The organism is Pseudomonas sp. GW704-F2 (genome assembly GCF_059423025.1).
The window spans coordinates 95,105-114,891 of sequence record NZ_JBWKXO010000001.1; the positions used below are offsets into that span (position 1 = coordinate 95,105).

The following is a 19,787-nucleotide window of genomic DNA, read 5'->3' on the forward strand; positions in this document are numbered from 1 at the left end:
AGGACCTCTCATGACTATTCAAGAAACCTATGTCCAGGCGGGAAAACTGCTGGATAGCGGACTAACGCTCAATGATTATCGCAATCTGATTCTGCAACGCACGGAAAAAACCGGGTACTACAACGGCTTGGAACGGCTGGAATTTAAAGAGTCGGACCCCATCGGTTATGAACGGATCTTTTCCAAGCTCCGTGCGGGGTTGGTCAATTCCCGTGAAGTGGCCAAGAAGATTGCGGCATCGCCCATCGTCGAGCAGGAGGGGGAGCTGTGCTTTACCCTCTATAACGTGGCAGGGGACTGTATCGCCACCTCCACGGGAATCATTATTCATGTGGGGACCATGGGCGCCGCCATCAAATACATGATTCAGAATAACTGGGAATCTAACCCCGGAATTAACCCAGGTGACATGTTCACCAACAACGATTGCCAGATCGGCAACGTTCACCCTTGCGATATCGCCACCATCGTACCGATTTTCCATGAAGGTCAGTTGATCGGCTGGGTTGGCGGCGTGACGCACGTCATCGATGTGGGTGCGGTGGGCCCGGGCTCCATGTCCAACGGCCAGGTCCAGCGCTTCGGTGACGGAGTGCAGATCACCTGTCGTAAGACTGGCATCAATGACACACCACTGCGGGATTGGCTCCACGAGAGCCAGCGCAATGTGCGCACCCCCAAGTATTGGATCCTGGACGAGAAGACCCGTATCGCCGGCTGCCATATGATCCGCGATCTGGTCGAGGAGACGGTCCGTGAAGAGGGTCTCGCCGCCTATACAAAATTTGCCACGGAAGTGATCGAGGATGGCCGGCGCGGGCTCATCAGCCGGATCAAGGCAATGACCATTCCCGGCAAGATCCGCACCGTCGCCTTTGTGGACGTGCCCTATATGCACGAAGATGTGGTCGTTCCGCCCTTCGCCAAGATCGATACAATCATGCATGCCCCTTGCGAAATCACGGTAAAACCCGACGCCACCTGGCGCCTCGATTTCGAGGGCTGCAGCCGCTGGGGCTGGCACACCTACAATGCCAACCCGGTGGCCTTCACCAGCGGCATCTGGGTCATGATGACCCAGTCCCTGGTGCCCACCGAGCGGATCAATGACGGTGCCCGTTACGCCACCGAATTCCGGATGCCCAAAGGCACCTGGACCAATCCGGATGACCGCCGTACCGCCCACGCCGATGCCTGGCACTTCCTGGTCTCTTCCTGGAGTTCCCTGTGGCGCGGCGTGAGCCGGACCTATTTCGGCCGCGGCTATCTGGAGGAGGTCAACGCGGGCAACTCCAACCCCTGCAACTGGCTCCAGGGTGGCGGTATCAACCAGGAAGGCGAGATCCATGCCGTCAACAGCTTCGAAACCGCGGCCTGCGGCACGGGCGCCTGCGCTGTCAAGGATGGCCTGAATCACGCCGCGGCAATCTGGAATCCCGAAGGGGACATGGGCGATATCGAGATTTGGGAACTGGCCGAACCCCTGCTCTATATGGGACGGACCATCAAGACCAATACCGGCGGTTACGGTAAATACCGCGGCGGTCTCGGATTCGAAACCCTGCGCATGGTCTGGGGTTCCGCCGATTGGACCATGTTCTTTATGGGCAACGGCTATATGAACAGCGACTGGGGGCTGATGGGCGGTTATCCGGCCGCGACCGGTTACCGCTTCGAAGCCCATAACACCGGTCTTTTGGATCGCATCAAGGCGGGCAAGTCGCTGCCCCTGGGTAAAGATCGTGACCCCGGCACCTGCGAATTCGAGAAACACCTCGACGCCGGTGCGCGGGTTAAGCGCGATAAGCAGTGCATCACCACCGAAACGATCTTCGAAAATGGCGATCTCTACCTCAACTACCTGCGTGGCGGTCCGGGCTTCGGTGATCCCTTGGATCGCGATCCGGCGGCGGTCGCCGAAGACCTCAACCAGAACTTCGTGCTGCCGGAATTTGCCCAAAAGGTTTACGGCGTAGTGATCTCCCAGAACAAAGCCGGCGACTGGGTAGTAGATGAAAAGAAAACGGCGGCACGCCGGCAGGCGATCCGCCAGGAGCGGATCGCCCGGGGCCAACTGACCCATCAATGGATGGAGCAGGAGCGTCAGAAAATTCTGGATAAGAAGGCATCGGTCCAGGTCCAGCAGATGTTCGCCTCCAGCTTTTATCTGTCAGAGAAGTTCCTCGCCGAATTTAAAACGTTTTGGGATCTGCCGGCCAGCTGGGAATTGAAAGAGGAAGAACTCGATATACCCATGTTTGGCGCCAAACACCATATGGATCTGAGCGAATTACCCGATGTTCACCCCGTGATCATGACCGAACAGTGATTGTCTACGAAGGGGATGCCTGAGCGTCCTCTTCAATGGCATCTCACAATTCAAAAAATAAAAGAGAGACTGATTATGTCAACTTATACCAAAAAACAAGTGTCCGATTTGGTCAAAGGGGATTTGGACTGGGATACTCTGCACCGCATGTTATCTTTGCCCAAGGACAAAGAGCGCTATGCCAATTACGTTGCCGTGTTGCAGGAGCAGGTATCCTGGAATGATAAGATCATCATGCCCTTTGGTCCTCACCTGTTTCTGGCAGAAACCCAGCAAGATAAAAAACTTGTCACCAAATGCTCCTGTGGTCATGAGTATGGCGATTACCAAAAAAACTGGAAGCTCAATGCGCTGATCTACGTGCGTGACAGCAAAGAGAAGATGCAGGAAGTTTATCCCACGCTGATGGCCCCAGACACCAATTGGCAGGTCTATCGTGAATACTATTGCCCAAGTTGTGGGGTGATGCACGATATCGAGGCCCCCACGCCCTGGTATCCGGTCATTCACGACTTCCAGCCGGATCTGAAAGCCTTGTTTGATTGGCTGGATCTTCCCGCCCCCGTGAACGCTTAATCGGCGTCCGCCCTAAGTGATACCCCGGCCGGACTCCGGCCGGAGTATTCCCAAGATTCCTCCCGTTGCAAGCCTGTTTAATAAACTAAAATGCATTATGAGGTGTGACATGTTGGATAAAAATAAAAATACCCACAGCGCCGAACAACCGTTCTTCGCATTACAAAAAATCTATATTAAAAGTTCATCCTTCGAAGCGCCGAATGCGGCGAAGGTTTTCAAGCAGAACTGGAAACCTGAGATCAGCCTGGATTTGAATGTCAGCCACGAATCGATCGGTGATGGCATCTATGAAGTGGTGCTGTCCATATCGGTCACCGCAAAAAACGACGGTATTCTCGCCTTCTTGGTCGAGGTCGACCAGGCCGCACTGTTTGTGATCAAAGGTTTCCCCGAGCAGAAACTGGATGAAGCCCTCAACTCCGCCTGCCCTCTGGTCATGTTTCCTTATATTCGTGAAACCCTCGACACCCTCATGCTGAAGGGGTGTTTCCCGCCGCTGATGCTGGCCCCCGTCAACTTCGATGCGCTCTATACGGAAAAAAATAGAGCCTGCGCTTAGAACGGGAACCAGGTTCGCGGGCTGAGGCCGATACTGAATTCGCCATACGCTTACAGCAATCATGCAGGGTCAGCCGTTCAGCGCACATGAAACCCGCCTGTTCTAGATGTGGCGAATTTCACAGCTGGGTCGCCAGCGGCTGGTCGCGATCGGCGAAGGTTGGGAAAGTGACTCAGAGCCAAATCCTGGTGGGGGTCAGTGGTGATACGCCGCTCCCACTGCCGGCTGACGTCCGCGATATTCATCTGCGTTTCGATGACAATATCCGCAAGCGTTGTTCCGTTCAGCCCTCGATGATCTGTTGAGCTGAGGAGACTGATTTATGAATCTACCGCCTGAACGGCTTCCAATTTATAGAGAGAATACAAACTCGATAGTCAATTATAGTTGACGACTTGCGATTTGGTTCAACCGGGGCGAGTTCCCCGCATTAGTCTTCCTGCTTCAATCGATCCGGCTTTTCGGATTACGGCCAGTGTGAAATGTATGTGATGGCAATACTGCCATGAGTACACGGATGTTCATGACCACGCGTTTTTAACGTTATTAACGCTGGTTCACAGGAAGGTTGACCTGCTGGATCGCCAACAGTTGGAAGCATTTGCCTGCGTCATAGAACATAAGAGCTTTGAGCGTGCTGCATCGGTCCTTAATATTACCGGCGGCGCTCTTTCGCAACGGATCAAGTCGCTGGAAAACTCTCTTTCAACCATTTTAATTATTCGAGAACGGCCCATTCACCCCACGTCGGCAGGCCAGGCTTTACTACAGCACGTCTCGGCCTTGCGCTCGCTTGAACATGATGTTCTTAAGTTGCTCTCGTACAAAAGCAGTATGAGCTCAAAAATTGCCATTGGCGTACATCCCGACTCACTCAATACATGGTTCGCGCCATTACTGATCGAACTGATGCGCGCTGAGCAGGTTTGCGTAGAAATCATCTCGGATGATCGATGCTCTAGTTTGAATATCCTCAAACGCGGTGACGTGCAAGGATGTGTATCGGTCGTTGCCGATGCGCTTGATGGCTTTGAAGTTCATCCACTGGCCATAGCGCATGCCTTCGTGAGCTGCTCGGGGTCTCGATCGCGCGATTTCCTTGTCACTATGTGCCGTCATTACCCATGGTTCAGGATGCTGTACTGGCCAGCCTCGGCTACACACTGATGCCTGCGGACATCGCTGCGCCGTTTCTGGAGGACGGACAACTGGTCAATCTGATGCCGCAAAGCAGTTCTACATGCTTACTACGCACAACTCGTCAGGGAATAATCACGACTCAGATTGCGCTTCGTGCCCTTCCCCGTCGGCTGCTGGCACTTGACTGCAATGAAACCAGTATCAAGGAAACGCGCGCGCAGCTCTCCAGCGCGGGGGTCAACGACGCACAGGTTCGTCAATGCAATCGCTATGACGACGCCCTGACCGAACCAGGGCAATACGACTTCAGCTATGCGCGGATGGTATTCCAGCATTTATCCGACCCATTGAGTGCGTTGCGCAACATCCACCGGTGTCTCGCTATCGGTGGACGACTCTGTATTTGCGACATCGACGACCGCTGGTTCGGCGCAGCGCCTCAACCTCCCGAGCTGCAATCTTTCCTGGCCCGTGTTGCACGGGCTCAGGCCGCTCGCGGCGGTGATCGCCATGTGGGCAGCAAGCTGGCAAATTACCTTGAGGAAACCGGCTACAGTGACATCCGCTGCAGCATGTTACTGGTGTCCACGTCGCTGATTGGTGCAACGGCATTTTGTGACCTGGTCTTTGGTTACAAGATGGAAGTGATCCCACAAGCCGAACTCGAACAGGCTCAGCGTGAAATGGCTGCGATCAAGGAAAGTATCGAGAGCCCAGGCGGCTGGGCGGGGATCGGGGTATTGTTCGTTTCTGGAGAAAAACAGTAACTGAATGGAATCACGGGAGCATTGTATGCCTGACAAAGCCAAACCGGACTCCGCTGTACGCCAGCAAATCGCCGCCACGGCGCGGATTGCATCGAGCGCTATCCTGGAAGGCAATATTTCTATCGGAGCGGGTACCGTTGTAGGTCATGGCGCGGTCCTCGTTGCAGAAGGGGGTACGCTGATGATCGGAGAGAACTGCATCATCATGGAAAATGCGGTAATTCGCAGTACGGCCCATGATGATTGCCACATCGGTAACCATGTGATGGTGGGGCCGCACAGTCATTTGAGCGGCTGCAGGATCGACGATGAAGTGTTTGTCGCGACCGGCGCCTCGGTCTTTAACGGTGCTTGCATCGGCAAAGGCGCGGAGGTTCGCATCAATGCTGTGGTTCATATCAGAACCAGGGTAGAAGCCGGCGCGACACTGCCGATTGGCTGGGTCGCCGTGGGCGATCCGGCGCAATACTTTTCCCCCGACCAGCACGAGCAGATCTGGAACGTACAGAAAGAACTGGATTTCCCCCGCTACGTTTTTGGCGTCGACCGCAACAGTGATGGTGTTGTCAGGCAAATGATGGAACGTTACGCACGCTTCCTGCGCAAGCAGCAGGTGGACGATGAATGACGAGTCCGAGCGCACCAGCGGACTAACAATTATCGATGGCCATAGTCACATTGCTTCGACGCACTTCACTCCCATGAGTTTCCTTGAAGGCGTGGCAGACAATATCGAGGTGAGACTTCGGCCGGCCGACGCCTTAATCGTGTTACTGAACTGACTGCGCTTACAGCGCTCTCAACTGGCTCCCAGCTGTTGTCTAATCCTGGCCGTAGCATCAAAGCTGAAGTTGCTGCAACTCAGTACCCCTTTGACCGTAGACCTCACCAAAACCAATACGGCAAAAACTTGGGTGTCGGCTCATTGGCCAACTCCAGGTGGTAAGTAACCGAGTTAAAGAAAAACATGTCCAGTATGAGGAAGGCGACAGCACCAAAAGAGAAAGTCACAAATTCACGATGTGGATGCATGCTGAAACGTGTCACCATCCAGGGCCTAACGGCAACAAGGGCAATCAACCCCATGGAAGCACCGAGATAGTTCGGCTGAAGTGGAGTCGTCGCATACAGACCATGAATAAACGCGAGCAGTAACACTCCCAGGCCAACCACTGGCAGGTTTAAGCAAAACCTCAGCAGTTTGTCTCGGGTACTTGCAAAGAGAGCGCTGCGATCCACGAAGATGTAGGCAGCCAACAAGGAAATAGCGGGTGTAATTGAAAGTATGTAACGCGCCTTCTTGGAGCTTGGAATCGTGAACAGTACGATCACCACAAGGAGCCAGCCCGAGAGATACAAGAGCATGTTCGTGGCCGGATCAGGTGAGCGTTCAAAAAAGCACTTCCCCTTCTTGACGATAACGTTCAAAGCGATAAGAGCTGTTACGCCATAGGTCAGCAAGCCGGCAGAGAAATAGAAGTAATAACGGGACGAGTGATCACTGCCAAACCGCCCCAGCCCTTGCATGATCAATACCTCTTGTAGAAACGCGTCTCCACCTTGCACGTAGGCAGCCCATGTCAGCACCGCAATGCCTGTGCCCAGGACCAAGCCCGCCAGCAAGCAAAACACAACCAGCATGCGCCATTGCTTGCTCAAAAAATAATAAGCGGCGACCACACTGGCGGGGCCGATCAGACCAATAGGGCCACGAAATGCAAAGCCCAGCGCAAGGCCTGCGAGCACAAGCAGCAAGCGGAAACGTTGTTTGTATACCTCTCCCGTGTAGGCCAGATAAAAACACACCACTGTAAAAAGCGCGGGGTATATATCCAGTGCCAAGGAGTTCACGCCGTCCAGAAATGACCAGGTGAACAGGGCAAACACAACACCATATGCGCCCCATTTTTTCTCATGCAATGCACCGAGCTTGTAAACAAACACCAGCATCAAGGCCGCGGCAACACAGAAAGGAAGGCCCATTGAAAGAATCGATACACGACCAAACGGCAAAGAAACCAGATAAACAAGGAGCGTATTGATCACCGTGTAATCGGGATATGGCCGCAGATCATCCGCAATTGGAAACAGCGTCACCCCATGCGCGAGCATATATTGAGCAAAATCGACAAAGCGCGTTGTGTAATTGAGCACAGCAGGCTTGTATTGCAGCACTGCGAATATGAGAAATGTCAATATAAAAATAAATGAGCATGGCTTTTTTACAGCCATTTCCTTTAGCACTTTCATGTGGACCTGCTATCCCAAAAAACTCGCAGGCTAGCATTTTGCTTTTTGCGCCATCCAGACAAAAACAGTGAAAAGTTGTTAAACAACATGCGGCCTATTGACTCAACTAATCAACTAGCATGCGAGTTCTGAACATCAGCTGAACACACTCAAAAAAGGTGCAAACAGCCCAGCATAGGTATTGACTCTCTCAAAAATAAACTCTAACGCGTTTTAGAAGATGTCCTTTACTGGTTCACAGAGTCTCAATAGTCCGACATCACCACCATCACTTCAGTGTCGGCCCCTCCTCGCCTTCCGCCAGATAGATACGACCAATTGTTGAAAGTAGCCAAAGAAACCCACGCCCTCCTGCTTCACAACAAGACGGGCTCTGTCCGAGCGCGAACGCCTGCGGCAACCATCAGGACGATGGCAGGGATAATCACCACACTGGCCGATAGCATCGCCCCCTTGAACCCGGCTACATTCAGCGCTCCTGCGCCGATAATCACACCCAGCCCGATCGCGCTATTGAGTACAGCTGTGTGGATTGCCGTGGCCGGCACCGTGTGATCACCGGCAATCCTCAAGACCCAGGTCTGCAGGCCGGTAAACAAAGCGGAAATGGCCACACCCCAGATCACCAGCAAGATAACCACCGGCGCGATACCCAGAAGCGGACCGTAAATGCCCAAGATCATCAAAGCCAATGCCATCGCAATCAACGCTATCAGAATGAAAACGTTCAAGTAGCGATCAATAAACAACGCACTCAGCAGGTTGCCCAGAAAACCTGCGGCCCCGAAGGCGAACAGCAAGACAGCAATCAAGTACGCCGTAATCCCGGGTACTTGGCCAATGAACGGCTCGACGAAGGTGTAGGCACCAAAATGCGCAGCCGCTGTCAGCCCGGTGATGACGTAAGTGATCAACAGATCTTTACGCCACAGCACTGCGGCAAACCCGCCCCCCTTGGCAAGCGAATGAATCTGCGTGGTGGGAAGCACCAGTGCTATCGCAGCCGCGCTGGCGACACACATCAACGCCAGGCACACAAAGGCCGTGCGCCAACCGTCATATTGACCCACCAGATTGATCAACGGAACGCCCATGACAGTGGCGATCGTGATGCCGCCCAACACGATTGAGGTGGCTAGCCCCATGCGATGCAGCGGCACGATATGCGCGGCAGTGGCAGCCACGATTGCCCAGAACACGCCATGGGCCAATGCGCCGACGACGCGGGCGCCGAGCAGCGTCGAAAATCCGGGGGATAATGCTGCCAGGCCGTTGGATAGGGCCAGTATCAGCATCAATGCGACCAACAGCATCTTGCGGGGAATCCAGCGGTTCAGCCAGTTGGAGAGCAAGCCGCTGGCAGCCCCGATCCATGCGTACAACGTCACCGTCAGCCCGACGGTGGATGGAGGTTGACCGAGGGCGGATGAGATCTGCGACAACAAACCAATGGGGGCGAACTCGGACGTCACCATCGTGAACGAAGCCATACACAGCACACTGACTGCACACCATATCCGCAAGGCTGAGCTGACCATCGGTAATGTACCTCCCTGTTCACTGCTGAGTCATCGTGACCCCACCCGTGCAGCCTGCGCTGCGCGGGTGGGTCGACACCGTCTACGTTAGATATCCACAGACACATCATACTCGGCGAGTCGACTGTTCATATTCCACCACACTGCTCATACGGTCCTTGCGGTCCAGCAAGGACGGGGAAAATAGCGTGATCGATTCCCCAACCCGCTCGGAGTGAAAGCGCTCGCACATTGCGACGATCCGCGTCAGCCCTGCGGTGCCCACTGCCCCGCCAAGGTTGCACAGCATCGAGAACAAGGCGCAAGCGGAACCGGCTTCATCTTTGGCCAAGCCGGACACCGCCAGCACCGAAAGCGCCACCATGATCAGCGGCTGTCCAATGCCTCGTACCACCGTGGAAGGAATGATCACATTGGCGGCGCTATCGACATCCAGGTGCGTGCCGAGGTAGCCCCCAGGACCACGATGAAAAAGCCGCTGGCGACCATCAGTTTCGGCTTGAGCCACTTCATCAGGCGCCGCATGAAAGGCGCCAGCACCAATTGCACCATGCGGTAGGCGATCAGGCTGATGCCAATTTCCCGGGCGTTGTAGCCCTGCAACTATAAGCAAGAGGTGAAGCTGTTCGTCGATGAAGACCTGCTGACGTTCGACGAGATCTGGGCCGCAGCCGGCACCCCGAACGCAGTATTCAGAATTCCCGGCTGCCTGACCGACAGGCATCTCGGCACTCCAAGTGATATTGGTGAAATAAAAGCGAACCGAACATGCCCACCCCCTACCTGAGCGACAGCTATCGGAAATTCGCCCTACAGGTGCGCCAGCCCCTGCAGAATCAGCTTCTGCCGCTGGGATAGCCACCGGCGCGAGTGAACTGATGCGGGACATGATTTTCGACAGCGCACCTGCAAGCTGAACCGCCAACCCGGGCCTTCAGATAGCACCGAATGTTTATCCGGCACTTCGCACAATCAGCGTCTCGGAAATCAGAAAAAATCGGCACGCCACAGCGCCGCGTGCCGAACATCAATCAACTTGCGGCAGCCGCGGTACGCGTCCAGATCAAGCGCGCGGTGCGGGCTTCGCGGGTCCCTTCTTCAAGGCGCGCCGTAAGCGACAGGGTGTCGCCATCGAGTTCGGCGATACGCTGCTGGCTACCGCCGACCCAATTGGGAAAGATGCTGTAGCGCACCTTGTGGGTGATCGTGTTGCCTGCGACGTCGAAGTCACCCGCGTAAGTCAGGTAGCCGCTGTAGGCGGCCGCCTTCTCGGCATCCACAGCCGACCACTGCCCGCCCGTCAGGAATGGCTCGCGGCCTTTCTTGGCCACCACACAAAACATGCCGAAGTCGCTGTATTCAATAAAGCCTTCCAGTTCAGTCCCCATTGGGCACACCACCCGGCCATCGTCATATAACTGCTCCCAGGATTGGATGGACCAGCGGCCCTTAATCGTTTCTCGGTTCATGGTCATGCTCCTGCATTGGCCGGTGGATCGACCAGGAAGTCGACCAATAGGCGGTTGAAGGCCTGGGCCTTTTCGATTTGAACCCAGTGCCCGCATTCGCCGAACACGTGCATCTGGGAATGGGGAATAAGGCGCAACATGCGCTCGGACAGCTCCAGCGGGATGACCTTGTCTTCGCGGCCGTGGATCAGCAACGTCGGGTGTGGCAACGCGCGTAAATCCTCTTCGGCCAGCGCAAGCATTTCCACGCCTTGCTGGCGCGGTGCGGGGAACAGCTGGGCGAAGCGGCTTTGCACATCGTCGCGAATGCTCGCCTGATAGCGCATGCTGACCAGGTCGTCGTTGATCAGGCTGTGGTCATAGGCAAACACCTCCATCAGCCCGCGCATCGCCTGCAACGACGGTTGATAACCCCATACCTTGTCCAGCCCGTCGGTGATCGGGAACGACAGGCCGGCAGCGCCCATCAGCACCAGGCGCTTGACGCGCAGGGGAAACGCCTTGGCCAGTGCCAGGGCGATGGCGCCGCCGAAGGAGTTGCCGACAATGGATACCTGTTTGATCTCCAGCGCATCGAGCAAGCCGATCAGTGACTGCACCCAAATGGCAGGCTCCAGTTTCCACTGCGACGGACAATGGGTGTAGCCGAAGCCGAGCATATCGGGAGCGATGACCCGCGCCCGCTGGGACAGGCTTGGAATCACTCCGCGCCAGTTAGCCCAGCCGGTCACGCCCGGGCCTGAGCCGTGGATCAACAGAATCACATCGCCTTCGCCCTGATCGTGATAGTTGAGGGTGCATTCGCCAATTTGAATGCGGTTGGCCATTTCCGGCGAGGCAGCTTGAGAGTGTGCAGTCATTGTTTGGCCTTAGCGGTTTGCGCAGTGGTCACGACCGGGGCACGCACGCCCTGATCGGCCAGACGCTTGAGGATTTGTCGCGCTTCTTCGCGCTTGTCGTCCGGCAGCCATGTGCGGTCATGGCCCCACAGACTCATGCCTTGCAGCTCCTCGACGCCCCAGTCCGGGCCGACCGTGCGGCTGGCCCAACCCAGCTCGAACATCCAGCCGTCCGGGTTCTTCAAATAGAAGGAGGTGACGTGGTCATTGATATGCCGACCCAGCGTGACCCCGATGCATTCGGGGTTGACCAGAGCCATGTCGTAGGCGCGCCCGACGTCGTCAAAATCGTTGTATTCGAGCATCAGGTGGTAGATCTTCGCCGGACCGCCGGTGTATGCCAGGCCGAGGGTGTGATGGCGCGGATTGCAGTGCAGGAACTCGACGCGAAAGGGTGCCTGGGTGTGATCGCTGACTTTGAAGCCCAATACGTTGCGGTACAGGTGGCTGAGCTCATCGAAGTGCTCGGTGATCAGCGCAACATGCCCCAGGCCCATATCGCCCGTGCGGAAGCCCCCCAGAGGACGCCCCGGTACAAACGCAGTCTCGGCATCGGCGAGGCCATAGGCCACTTCCAGGCGCACACCGTCCGCATCGGTGAAATGCACCATGCCCTCCACCCCCCGCAAGCGCAGCTCTTCAGCGGTCCCGGCGGTGGTCGGATAACCGGCGTCCTCAAGGGCCTGCCGGGTATTCTCCAGCGCGGCGGCATCGAGCACTCCGAACCCCATGCCCATGCTCGCCTCGCCCTCGCAGGCGCTGACCAGCAAGCGCTGAACCTTCTCATCCGCACGCAAACGCACGCAGACACCGGGTTCGACCACATCGACATGCAACCCGACGTGGTGCCGGGCCTGCGCTATCCAGGCATCGAGGTGCGGGGTTTGCACCACCACGTAGCTCAAAGCATTGATCATTTATTATTCTCCTTTGGCCATTGCTGATCAGAACGGTTCATTCGGCCGACATGCCGCCATCCACCGACAGGGCCGTGCCCGTGACATAAGAAGATTGCTCCGACAGCAGCCATAGCACCGCCGAGGTCACTTCATCAGGACGGCCGATGCGGTGCATGGGAACGCCTTCGTCGTACATGTGTTCGTCGCCCGCGGTGACCCGGTCGAAACTGGGCGTTTTGATCGGGCCGGGGCAGATGGCATTGACGCGGATCCCACGCGTCGCGTAATCCAGTGCTACGGCGCGGGTGGCCCCGACAATGCCGTGCTTGGCGGCAACGTAACTGGCGATCTTGGGCATGCCCTTAAGGCCGAAGATCGAGGCATTGTTGACGATGGCGCCGCCACCGCACTCGAGCATCGCGGCGGTCTCATACTTCATCATGTACAGCACCCCTTTGAGGTTGATGTCGATGACTTCGGACATGTCTGCGATCGGGGTTTCATGCACATCATTGAAGTCGCGCTGCAGCCCCGCATTATTGAAGGCACCATCGAGGCGACCGTAGGTGTTCATGGCCAGCGCGACCAAGGCTTGGCAATCCGCCGCACAAGACACATCGGTGGCACGAAACAACGCCTGACCACCGTCGGCGAGGATTTGCGCGACCACCGCCTGGCCAGACTGCGCCGTGCGATTGCCAATCACCACGCGTGCGCCTTCACGTGCCAGCGCCAGGCAAACATCGTGGCCTATCCCACTGCCGCCCCCGGTCACGATGACCACCTTGTCACGCCACAGACTGTCCCGACTCATGACGCCTCCGATCACGCGCTTCAAGCCCGTGGCACTCGGCCAAACAGGCCTTCCAGCAACTGACCGATCGCCAGCAGGCGGCGGTCGCAACCGGGCGGACCATCCAACTCCATGCCCACAGGCAAACCGCTTCGGTTGCCCAGCCCGACGGGCAACTGAATGCACGGCAGTCCCGCGCTAGCGGCCGGCTCGGTGTTCTGGATCAGGCGCCCGAAGACACTTGGCTGGTTGACGTCGTCGTTGGCCAACGGCGCCACGATTGCCGTCGTGGGAAACAGCAGCGCGTCGAGTTGATGTCGTTCGAAGAGCGTCTGGTAACGCTCAAGCAGCGCCTGGCGGCCGCCGTTCTGCGCAACGTGATACGCCGGTGCAACGTCCACCAACTGATCGTCGACCGGCATTTTGCGTGGCATGACCCAATGCTCATAAATCCAACGCACATCGGGGCTGTAGATTTTCTCGGCGAGCTGCTCGATGGTCTGGGCATGCCCGTAGTCGCGCAGGTAGTCGACCATGCAGTCGTAGGCCTCATGGATCACCACGGGGAAACCAACCGGCGCGTTCAGCGCGTGCAGGCCGGCATCTTCGATGGGCACCAGGGTCACACCATGGCCGCGCAGCGTTTCTGCCGCGGCCATGGCCTGCTCGTAGGTGTCTTCATCGAGGTTGTCCCAAAACTCGCTCGGCACGCCCAGGCGCAAGGCTCCCAGCAGCACTGAGGGCATTGCGTACTCACCGGTGATCACGCCATCGAGCAGTGCGACGTCGGCCATGCACAGCGCCATCGGTCCGACCGTGTCGCGGCTGCGGGCAATCGGAATGACGCCACGGTCCGAGTAGCGCCCCGCGCTTGGGCGCAGCGAAGCGCAGCCATTGAGCGCCGGCGGAATGCGCATCGAGCCGCCGGTGTCGGTGCCCAACGCCGCCAGGGCCATACGTGCGCCCAATGCTGCGGCGCTGCCAGAGGATGACCCCCCTGCGATACGCGTGCCGTCGTATGGGTTGCGCACGCCCACCTCGCTGCCCGTGTTGTACGCACCGTTATAGCCAGTGGCACCGAACGCCAGCTCATGCATGTTGGTCTTGCCGAGAATGATCGCCCCGGCGTCACGCAGTTTCTGCACGCTGGGTGAATCTTCGCTCGGTACAAAACCGGCGAATGCCGGCGAGCCTGCGGTACACGGCAGCCCGGCAACGTGAATGTTGTCCTTGATGACAATCGGGATACCGCTGAGCGGCTTGAGCGGCTCGCCCGCCTGGCGTGCCGCATCGGCGGCCTGGGCGGCCTGCAAAGCGCCCACGCGGTCGAGGGTCACATATACATTGAGCGACTTGCCCGCCTCAGCACGCTTCAGGCACGCCTGGACCAGCTCGACGCTACTCAGTACGCCGTTGCGAAAAGCCTCAGACGCCTCGGCGATGGTCAGATCGGTCAAAACCTCAACGCTTGCAGATTCAAACACTGTCATGTCAGTACTCCTGGCACAGACTTCAGCGACTGAAGGCTGTGTCCTTTATCTGTTCCGGGCTTGGGTAGGCGATCTTGCTGTGGCACAGGCCCAGATCGAGCAGTACTTCGCACATCTTGTAAGCGATCAGCCCTGGGTTGAGCACGGGCACCGGCAGATGCTCGGCGAGATAGGCGTGCGCCTGGTGCATGGTGGTCGAGCCGAGCACAATCACATCGGCACCGTCTTGCTCAATGGCAAGCCTTCCCGCGTCCAGCAGTTTGGCGAAGACCACCTCTTCCTTGCCTTCCAGCAACGCCTGCGTGTCGGGGCGCACATCAATCGAGCGGATCGACGCCAGACGCGCTTCCAAGCCGTATTCCTTGAGGGTCTTGCGGTACAGCGGGTACCAGCGCGGCCACATGGTCAGGATGCTGAACTTCTGTCCGAGCATGCAGGCGGTATGGAACGCGGCGATACCGGGTGCCAGCACCGGAATCGACAAGCGCGAACGCAGCGCCGAGAGGCCGGAGTCACTGACGGTATTCACGCACACCGCGTCGTAACCTTCGTCCTCAGCCTTGATCCCGGCTTCGATCACCGCCAGTTCCATCAGCGCCATGTCGTAATAACTGTCGGCCAGGGTCATCACCTGGCCCGCGCCCACAAAGCTCACGTCGATGTCGGGCCGCATCAGCGATACGGGCAGTTGGGATTCCACCAACGGGCGCGTGGCTTCACTCATCGGAACCGGGAAAATCATCTTGATGCGCTTTTTCATCATTCGCTCCTCATGCTCACAGACCCAGTTCTTCACGGGGACGCGTGAGGGTGTCGATCAACGCATAGAGAATTTTCTCGGCGCAGGGCATCAGGTCGGGGACATAGGTCGCGCCCATGCCGCCCAACCCCTCGGCCACCGGCAGCGGTGCGCCGGTCGCGGGCCAAGGCCAACCGATACGCGCGGTCGGCACGCCATACCGGCGTAGCGCGGCACCATCGGTTTGACCGGCGAGCATGTCGGGCATGCCGTGAGGGCGTTGCTCAATGAACTCCCAACCCCGCTTACATGACTGGATGATCCAGTTCTGCGGATCGGTGGTCCCGCCCGGTACCGAGCCGTACATCTCCCAGCCCAGATCCAGCGCAGGAAAGCGCACCCTCAGGTCGTCGATGAATTCAGCGAACTGCGCCCTCACATCACCGGGGCTGACGCGCGGATTGATTCGCACGTCGAAAAATATTTCAGTGACCGCGCTCGGGAACGCCGGGCGTTCGACGTCACCAGAGCGCACCCCGCTGATCCAGCCGTGGGGCTCGATGACACCACTGGTGTTGCGCTGGGTGTACGCCAGGATCCATTCCTGCAACGCCTGGATAACCGTGGCTGAAGGCACCACGGAGCTGCGGAAACCCGGCGTGTCATGGGGCACGCCGGCATAGCCGAGGGTGCCGTAGACCTTGAGCTTGAACCAGGCCATGCCCGGCTCCTCGTGGTACACCCAGTTCCATGGCTTCATGATGATGGCGAAGTCCGGGTACAGGCCGCGATTGAGCAGGTGGATCACCCCATTGGACATCCCCGCGTGACGCGCACTGATGTCCACCGGCATGCCGCCGTCAGCCATCCCCAGCAGCAAGTCACCACGTAGCGGCACCTGCGCATCGATCAACGCGGTGGCGACTTCGGTCAAGGTCGCAATCATCGCCTTGGGGTTCGACGAGCCGAGGCCGAACACCCAGTCATCGACCCTCTGCGCGAAGGGTTGCAGGTCGGCTTCCTGACCTTCGCCGGTGAGCACCTCCTCGCCGGGCGTACGGTCCAGGTGGGTGTCGATCGGCGCATACAACAACACCGTCGCGCCCCCGCCACTGCCACGGAATTCACCGACCACGTTGCCGGTGATGTCGCTCATCGGGTAGTAACGCGACTTCATGCCGATGCCTTGCAAGTGGCGATTCATGAACTCGCTGGCCTGGCGGGTCGCCCCGGTCGGACTGTGGATATTGCTGATATCAAACAACAGCTGCTGGAGACGCTGGGGATTGAGTCTGGCACGTGCCTGCTCGTACCACTGCGCCTGCTGGGCCGAAAATGGCAGTGAAATCGTAGGTTTCATGCATGCTTCCTCAATGACTGGCGACGAACTGTTCGGCAAAAATGTTCTGCGACTTCATGCCCAGTTCGATCAGGCGCTGGGTGGCAGCGTCGATCATGGGTTGTGGACCGCACAGGTAGGCCACAGTATCGGGATGGCTGACATCACCCTCGCGCAGCGCACTGACCGGGCTGCCCTGATGCAGGCCGTCGGTGGCTTCACGGTCGACACAGATGCGCGTCTCGAGGAACGGCAACCATTGCTGACGCAACTCGATGTCCTCAAGCGAGAACAGCGCTTCGGGCACCGCGCAGCCGAAGGTCAGGAGCATCGGAGGCTTACGCCCGCCGCCCTGCCGCAGGGCATCGATCATCGACAGGATCGGCGCCAGGCCGGTGCCGCCCGCAACAAAAATATGCGGCGCACGTTTGTGCTCATCACGCAGGAAGAACGCGCCATACGGGCCGCTCAGGCTCAGGATCTGGTCAGACTCGGCCAGGGTTTCCAGATACTCGGACATCGCCCCACCCGGTATCAGGCGGATCAGGAACTCCATCTTCGGCAAGTTCTGCTGGGTACTCGACGGCGAGTAGCTGCGCAGGACACCCAGGCCAGGCACGACAATCTGCATGAACTGGCCCGGGCGGAACTCCATCCATTCGCCCTCGGCCAACTCCAGCGTCACGCGCATCACGTTGCTGGCGATACGTTCGACCGAGTCGATAAACGCATGCACTTCATGCGCCGCACTGGCGCCGACTTCACTGCCGTAGCCGAGATCGAAGGTGCAATCGGACTCGGCCTGGCAGACGCACAGCAGGCGCTGGCCGGCGGCGAACTCACTGGCCAGCAAGGTCGAGCTGGCGCCCGGACGGGTGAGCGCCTCGCCTTTTGTCAGGGTGCTGATGCAGCTTGAGCAACTGCCGGAGCGGCACTGGAAGAGCACCGGCATGTGCGCCTCGATGGCGGCGTCGAGAATATTGCTGTTCGGTGCGACGCTAAAGCTGCGGGTGACGCCATCGGCAAAGTTCAGGGTGACTTGATGCACTGGTTCATTCATAAACAGGATTCCACCGGAGTACGGGAATTGCGTGGTTCTGGCGAAGCCTTGCTGAAGCGTGGTGGCAGCAAACCACCAGCGCTCCGGAGGGGGCTGGTCATGTGCTCGATATTAGGAAGTAGCCACCGCTGACTGCGCTCCGTTGAGCTACGCGGTTATCCCAAAAGCGCAGCTTCTTGCAAAAACGGCAGCCATCGCTGGCTGCCGTGAACGCGCTGAATGCCGTCATCCCCTGGGCAGCGCATCCAACCCGGCGTAGCGCCCGCGATGGAACAACAGCGGGCGGGCGTCCTCCGCCCCCAGCGCCATGCGCAGCACCCGCCCGACCAGGATCTGGTGGTCGCCGCCGTCATAACGGTGCTCGATACGGCACTCGAAACGCGCGGGACAGCCATGCAGCAGCGGCACACCGCCAACGCCTTCGCCGAAGTCCAGGCCACTGAACTTGGCTTCCGATGCCCGGCCGAAACGGTTCGACCACGCCTGCTGTTCGTCACCCAGCACATGGATAGCGAAGTGTTCGGCCATTGAGAACGCCGGGTAACTCAAGGCATTGCGGCCGATACTCCAGAGCACCAGCGGTGGGTCTAGCGAGACCGTGTTGAAACTGCTGGCCGTCACGCCGATGGGCTCCCCCGCGACATCCCGCGTCGTCACGACAGTGACGCCGGTGGCGAAGTGGCCGAGGGCCTGACGTAAAGTTGTGGCGTCAATCATTCGCACATCCCCCTTAGAACGTCAGGCCGTAGCTGAGCGACAACCAATGCTGGCTCATGTACGGCGAGCTCACGGCATCCGGTCCCTGGCCATTTCCTGCCACCTTGTCCATGAACGATCGCGCATAGGCGAACGACACTTCGTTGCCACCGCCCAAGCGGTAGGTGGCACCCAACGTGACGTGACGATGGTTGGCGGAGGGTGCCAGCGTGCCGAGGTAGCCGTCGCGGCTATCGAGCAGTTGGTTGGCGTCGTTGTAGCCCACGCGCAGGGTCAGATCACGCGTGGCGTCGTACGCCACACCCACGCGGTACACCGTCTGGTCACGCCAGCCGAAACCCGGACCATCGCTATCGCCCGGCGCCCCCGTGGCGCGGCCTACGCCGGGGTTGCCATAGGCCTTCACATCGCTCCAGAGAATTTTTTGCACGTCGGCAGCCAGCGTCCAGTCACCGCGCTGGTAGCTCAGCCCGACGCCATAGGTAGAGGGCATATCGAGGTCTCCCCCCTCCGCCAGCAGCTTGTCGAAATGCTTCATTTTCGACATGTAGCCACGCGTCGCGTAGCTGGCACCGACGCTCAGCTCATCAGTGATGTGCCCCAGATAGCCCACGCGCACACCGCTGCCGTAGGACTCGTCGCGCCCTTCCGGCAAGCCGATGCTGCCGGTGCCGTCGATATCAAGCTGCTGCCTTATCAACAGCAGGCCGATGCCCAGGCTGTGTCGCTCGGTAATCTTGCGCGCATAGCTGAGGGTCGCCACCATCTGCTGAAGCGTGGAGCCGGGACTCTGCAGGCCACCCACGTTGCTCTGGCGGCTATAGTCCGTGCCGACACCGTTCCCCACCACAGAAACGCCGACACTGCTGACCTCATCGAGCATGTGGTTCGCACCCAGCTGGGGAATGATGTACAGATCATTGTCTGCGCTGCCGCTGTTTTTTTTGCCCGCGAAGTCCACGCCGTTGTCGACCTTCAGAAAGGCCGCGCCCACATCCAAACGATCACCGACCCACACCATGCCGGCCGGGTTCGATGCGCCGACCAGTGCATCCTGAGGCAAGGCCAGCACCACGCCGCCCATGCCCTCGGATTTGACCCCATAGCCATGCGGGAACGTGCCCTGGGTGGCCTGGGCGAAGTGACAGGGGACCCCCGCTAAAAACAGCGTCGTAGCGATGCCGGAGACACGCCGTTTACCAGCGATGAAAGCCGCCATC

The 19,787-nt window shown here is 58.4% G+C and carries 18 protein-coding genes and 1 pseudogene; 6 read left to right on the top strand and 13 right to left on the bottom strand.

The features are described from left to right. The first annotated feature begins 10 nt into the window (after positions 1–10). The 6 genes from AC07W0_RS00435 to AC07W0_RS00460 all read left to right on the top strand — a co-directional run bounded on the left by AC07W0_RS00435 (position 11) and on the right by AC07W0_RS00460 (position 6,002). Positions 11–2,329 carry a hydantoinase B/oxoprolinase family protein gene (locus AC07W0_RS00435; protein ID WP_046487660.1) on the top strand — a complete coding sequence of 773 codons (2,319 nt, stop codon included), beginning with the start codon at positions 11–13 and terminating at the stop codon, positions 2,327–2,329. Between the two features lie 75 nt (positions 2,330–2,404). Next, positions 2,405–2,905, top strand: a complete 501-nt coding sequence (locus AC07W0_RS00440) for an acetone carboxylase subunit gamma (RefSeq protein ID WP_017847353.1) — start codon at positions 2,405–2,407, stop codon at positions 2,903–2,905. Positions 2,906–3,014: 109 nt separating this feature from the next. Continuing rightward, positions 3,015–3,467 (top strand): protein-export chaperone SecB, encoded by a 453-nt coding sequence (secB, locus tag AC07W0_RS00445; RefSeq protein ID WP_046487662.1) that lies wholly within the window; start codon positions 3,015–3,017, stop codon positions 3,465–3,467. Positions 3,468–4,058: 591 nt separating this feature from the next. Beyond that, positions 4,059–4,634, top strand: a complete 576-nt coding sequence (locus AC07W0_RS00450; RefSeq protein ID WP_158243607.1) for a LysR family transcriptional regulator — start codon at positions 4,059–4,061, stop codon at positions 4,632–4,634. Then, a complete protein-coding gene (locus AC07W0_RS00455; RefSeq protein WP_102616935.1) occupies positions 4,592–5,374 on the top strand; it encodes a class I SAM-dependent methyltransferase in 783 nt (260 codons plus the stop codon). The genes AC07W0_RS00450 and AC07W0_RS00455 overlap by 43 nt, the downstream gene beginning before the upstream one ends. A 25-nt stretch (positions 5,375–5,399) precedes the next feature. After that, a complete protein-coding gene (locus tag AC07W0_RS00460; RefSeq protein WP_102616936.1) occupies positions 5,400–6,002 on the top strand; it encodes a gamma carbonic anhydrase family protein in 603 nt (200 codons plus the stop codon). A 257-nt stretch (positions 6,003–6,259) separates the two neighbouring features. On the opposite strand, the gene AC07W0_RS00465 is transcribed toward AC07W0_RS00460, so the two are convergent. The 13 genes and pseudogenes from AC07W0_RS00465 to AC07W0_RS00525 form a co-directional block, all read right to left on the bottom strand. Then, the gene (locus AC07W0_RS00465) at positions 6,260–7,624 is read right to left on the bottom strand and encodes a glycosyltransferase family protein (RefSeq protein ID WP_102616937.1); all 1,365 of its coding nucleotides are present in this window, start codon (positions 7,622–7,624) and stop codon (positions 6,260–6,262) included. Positions 7,625–7,980: 356 nt separating this feature from the next. Further along, positions 7,981–9,114 carry an MFS transporter gene (locus AC07W0_RS00470; protein ID WP_256580757.1) on the bottom strand — a complete coding sequence of 378 codons (1,134 nt, stop codon included), beginning with the start codon at positions 9,112–9,114 and terminating at the stop codon, positions 7,981–7,983. A gap of 208 nt (positions 9,115–9,322) precedes the next feature. Further along, positions 9,323–9,765: pseudogene (locus tag AC07W0_RS00475) on the bottom strand (MFS transporter); the annotation flags it as partial. A 428-nt stretch (positions 9,766–10,193) separates the two neighbouring features. Continuing rightward, entirely contained in the window at positions 10,194–10,631 is a 438-nt protein-coding gene (locus AC07W0_RS00480) for a lipocalin-like domain-containing protein (protein ID WP_102616939.1), read from the bottom strand. A gap of 2 nt (positions 10,632–10,633) precedes the next feature. Continuing rightward, positions 10,634–11,491: an alpha/beta fold hydrolase gene (locus tag AC07W0_RS00485; protein ID WP_102616940.1), complete on the bottom strand. Its 858-nt coding sequence runs from the start codon at positions 11,489–11,491 to the stop codon at positions 10,634–10,636. Then, positions 11,488–12,447 (bottom strand): VOC family protein, encoded by a 960-nt coding sequence (locus AC07W0_RS00490; RefSeq protein ID WP_102616941.1) that lies wholly within the window; start codon positions 12,445–12,447, stop codon positions 11,488–11,490. The genes AC07W0_RS00485 and AC07W0_RS00490 overlap by 4 nt, the downstream gene beginning before the upstream one ends. A 37-nt stretch (positions 12,448–12,484) precedes the next feature. Then, entirely contained in the window at positions 12,485–13,243 is a 759-nt protein-coding gene (locus tag AC07W0_RS00495; protein ID WP_102616942.1) for an SDR family NAD(P)-dependent oxidoreductase, read from the bottom strand. A gap of 20 nt (positions 13,244–13,263) precedes the next feature. Continuing rightward, positions 13,264–14,712, bottom strand: coding sequence for an indoleacetamide hydrolase (gene iaaH, locus AC07W0_RS00500; RefSeq protein WP_102616943.1), 1,449 nt, complete (start codon positions 14,710–14,712; stop codon positions 13,264–13,266). A 22-nt stretch (positions 14,713–14,734) separates the two neighbouring features. Further along, positions 14,735–15,472, bottom strand: a complete 738-nt coding sequence (locus AC07W0_RS00505; protein ID WP_102616944.1) for an aspartate/glutamate racemase family protein — start codon at positions 15,470–15,472, stop codon at positions 14,735–14,737. A gap of 16 nt (positions 15,473–15,488) precedes the next feature. Beyond that, positions 15,489–16,811, bottom strand: coding sequence for a zinc-binding metallopeptidase family protein (locus AC07W0_RS00510; protein ID WP_102616945.1), 1,323 nt, complete (start codon positions 16,809–16,811; stop codon positions 15,489–15,491). Between the two features lie 10 nt (positions 16,812–16,821). Next, the gene (locus AC07W0_RS00515; RefSeq protein WP_102616946.1) at positions 16,822–17,850 is read right to left on the bottom strand and encodes an FAD-binding oxidoreductase; all 1,029 of its coding nucleotides are present in this window, start codon (positions 17,848–17,850) and stop codon (positions 16,822–16,824) included. A 225-nt stretch (positions 17,851–18,075) separates the two neighbouring features. Beyond that, positions 18,076–18,567: a flavin reductase family protein gene (locus AC07W0_RS00520; RefSeq protein WP_102616947.1), complete on the bottom strand. Its 492-nt coding sequence runs from the start codon at positions 18,565–18,567 to the stop codon at positions 18,076–18,078. 13 nt (positions 18,568–18,580) lie between these two features. Next, a complete protein-coding gene (locus AC07W0_RS00525) occupies positions 18,581–19,786 on the bottom strand; it encodes an OmpP1/FadL family transporter (RefSeq protein WP_102616948.1) in 1,206 nt (401 codons plus the stop codon). Position 19,787 lies beyond the last annotated feature (1 nt).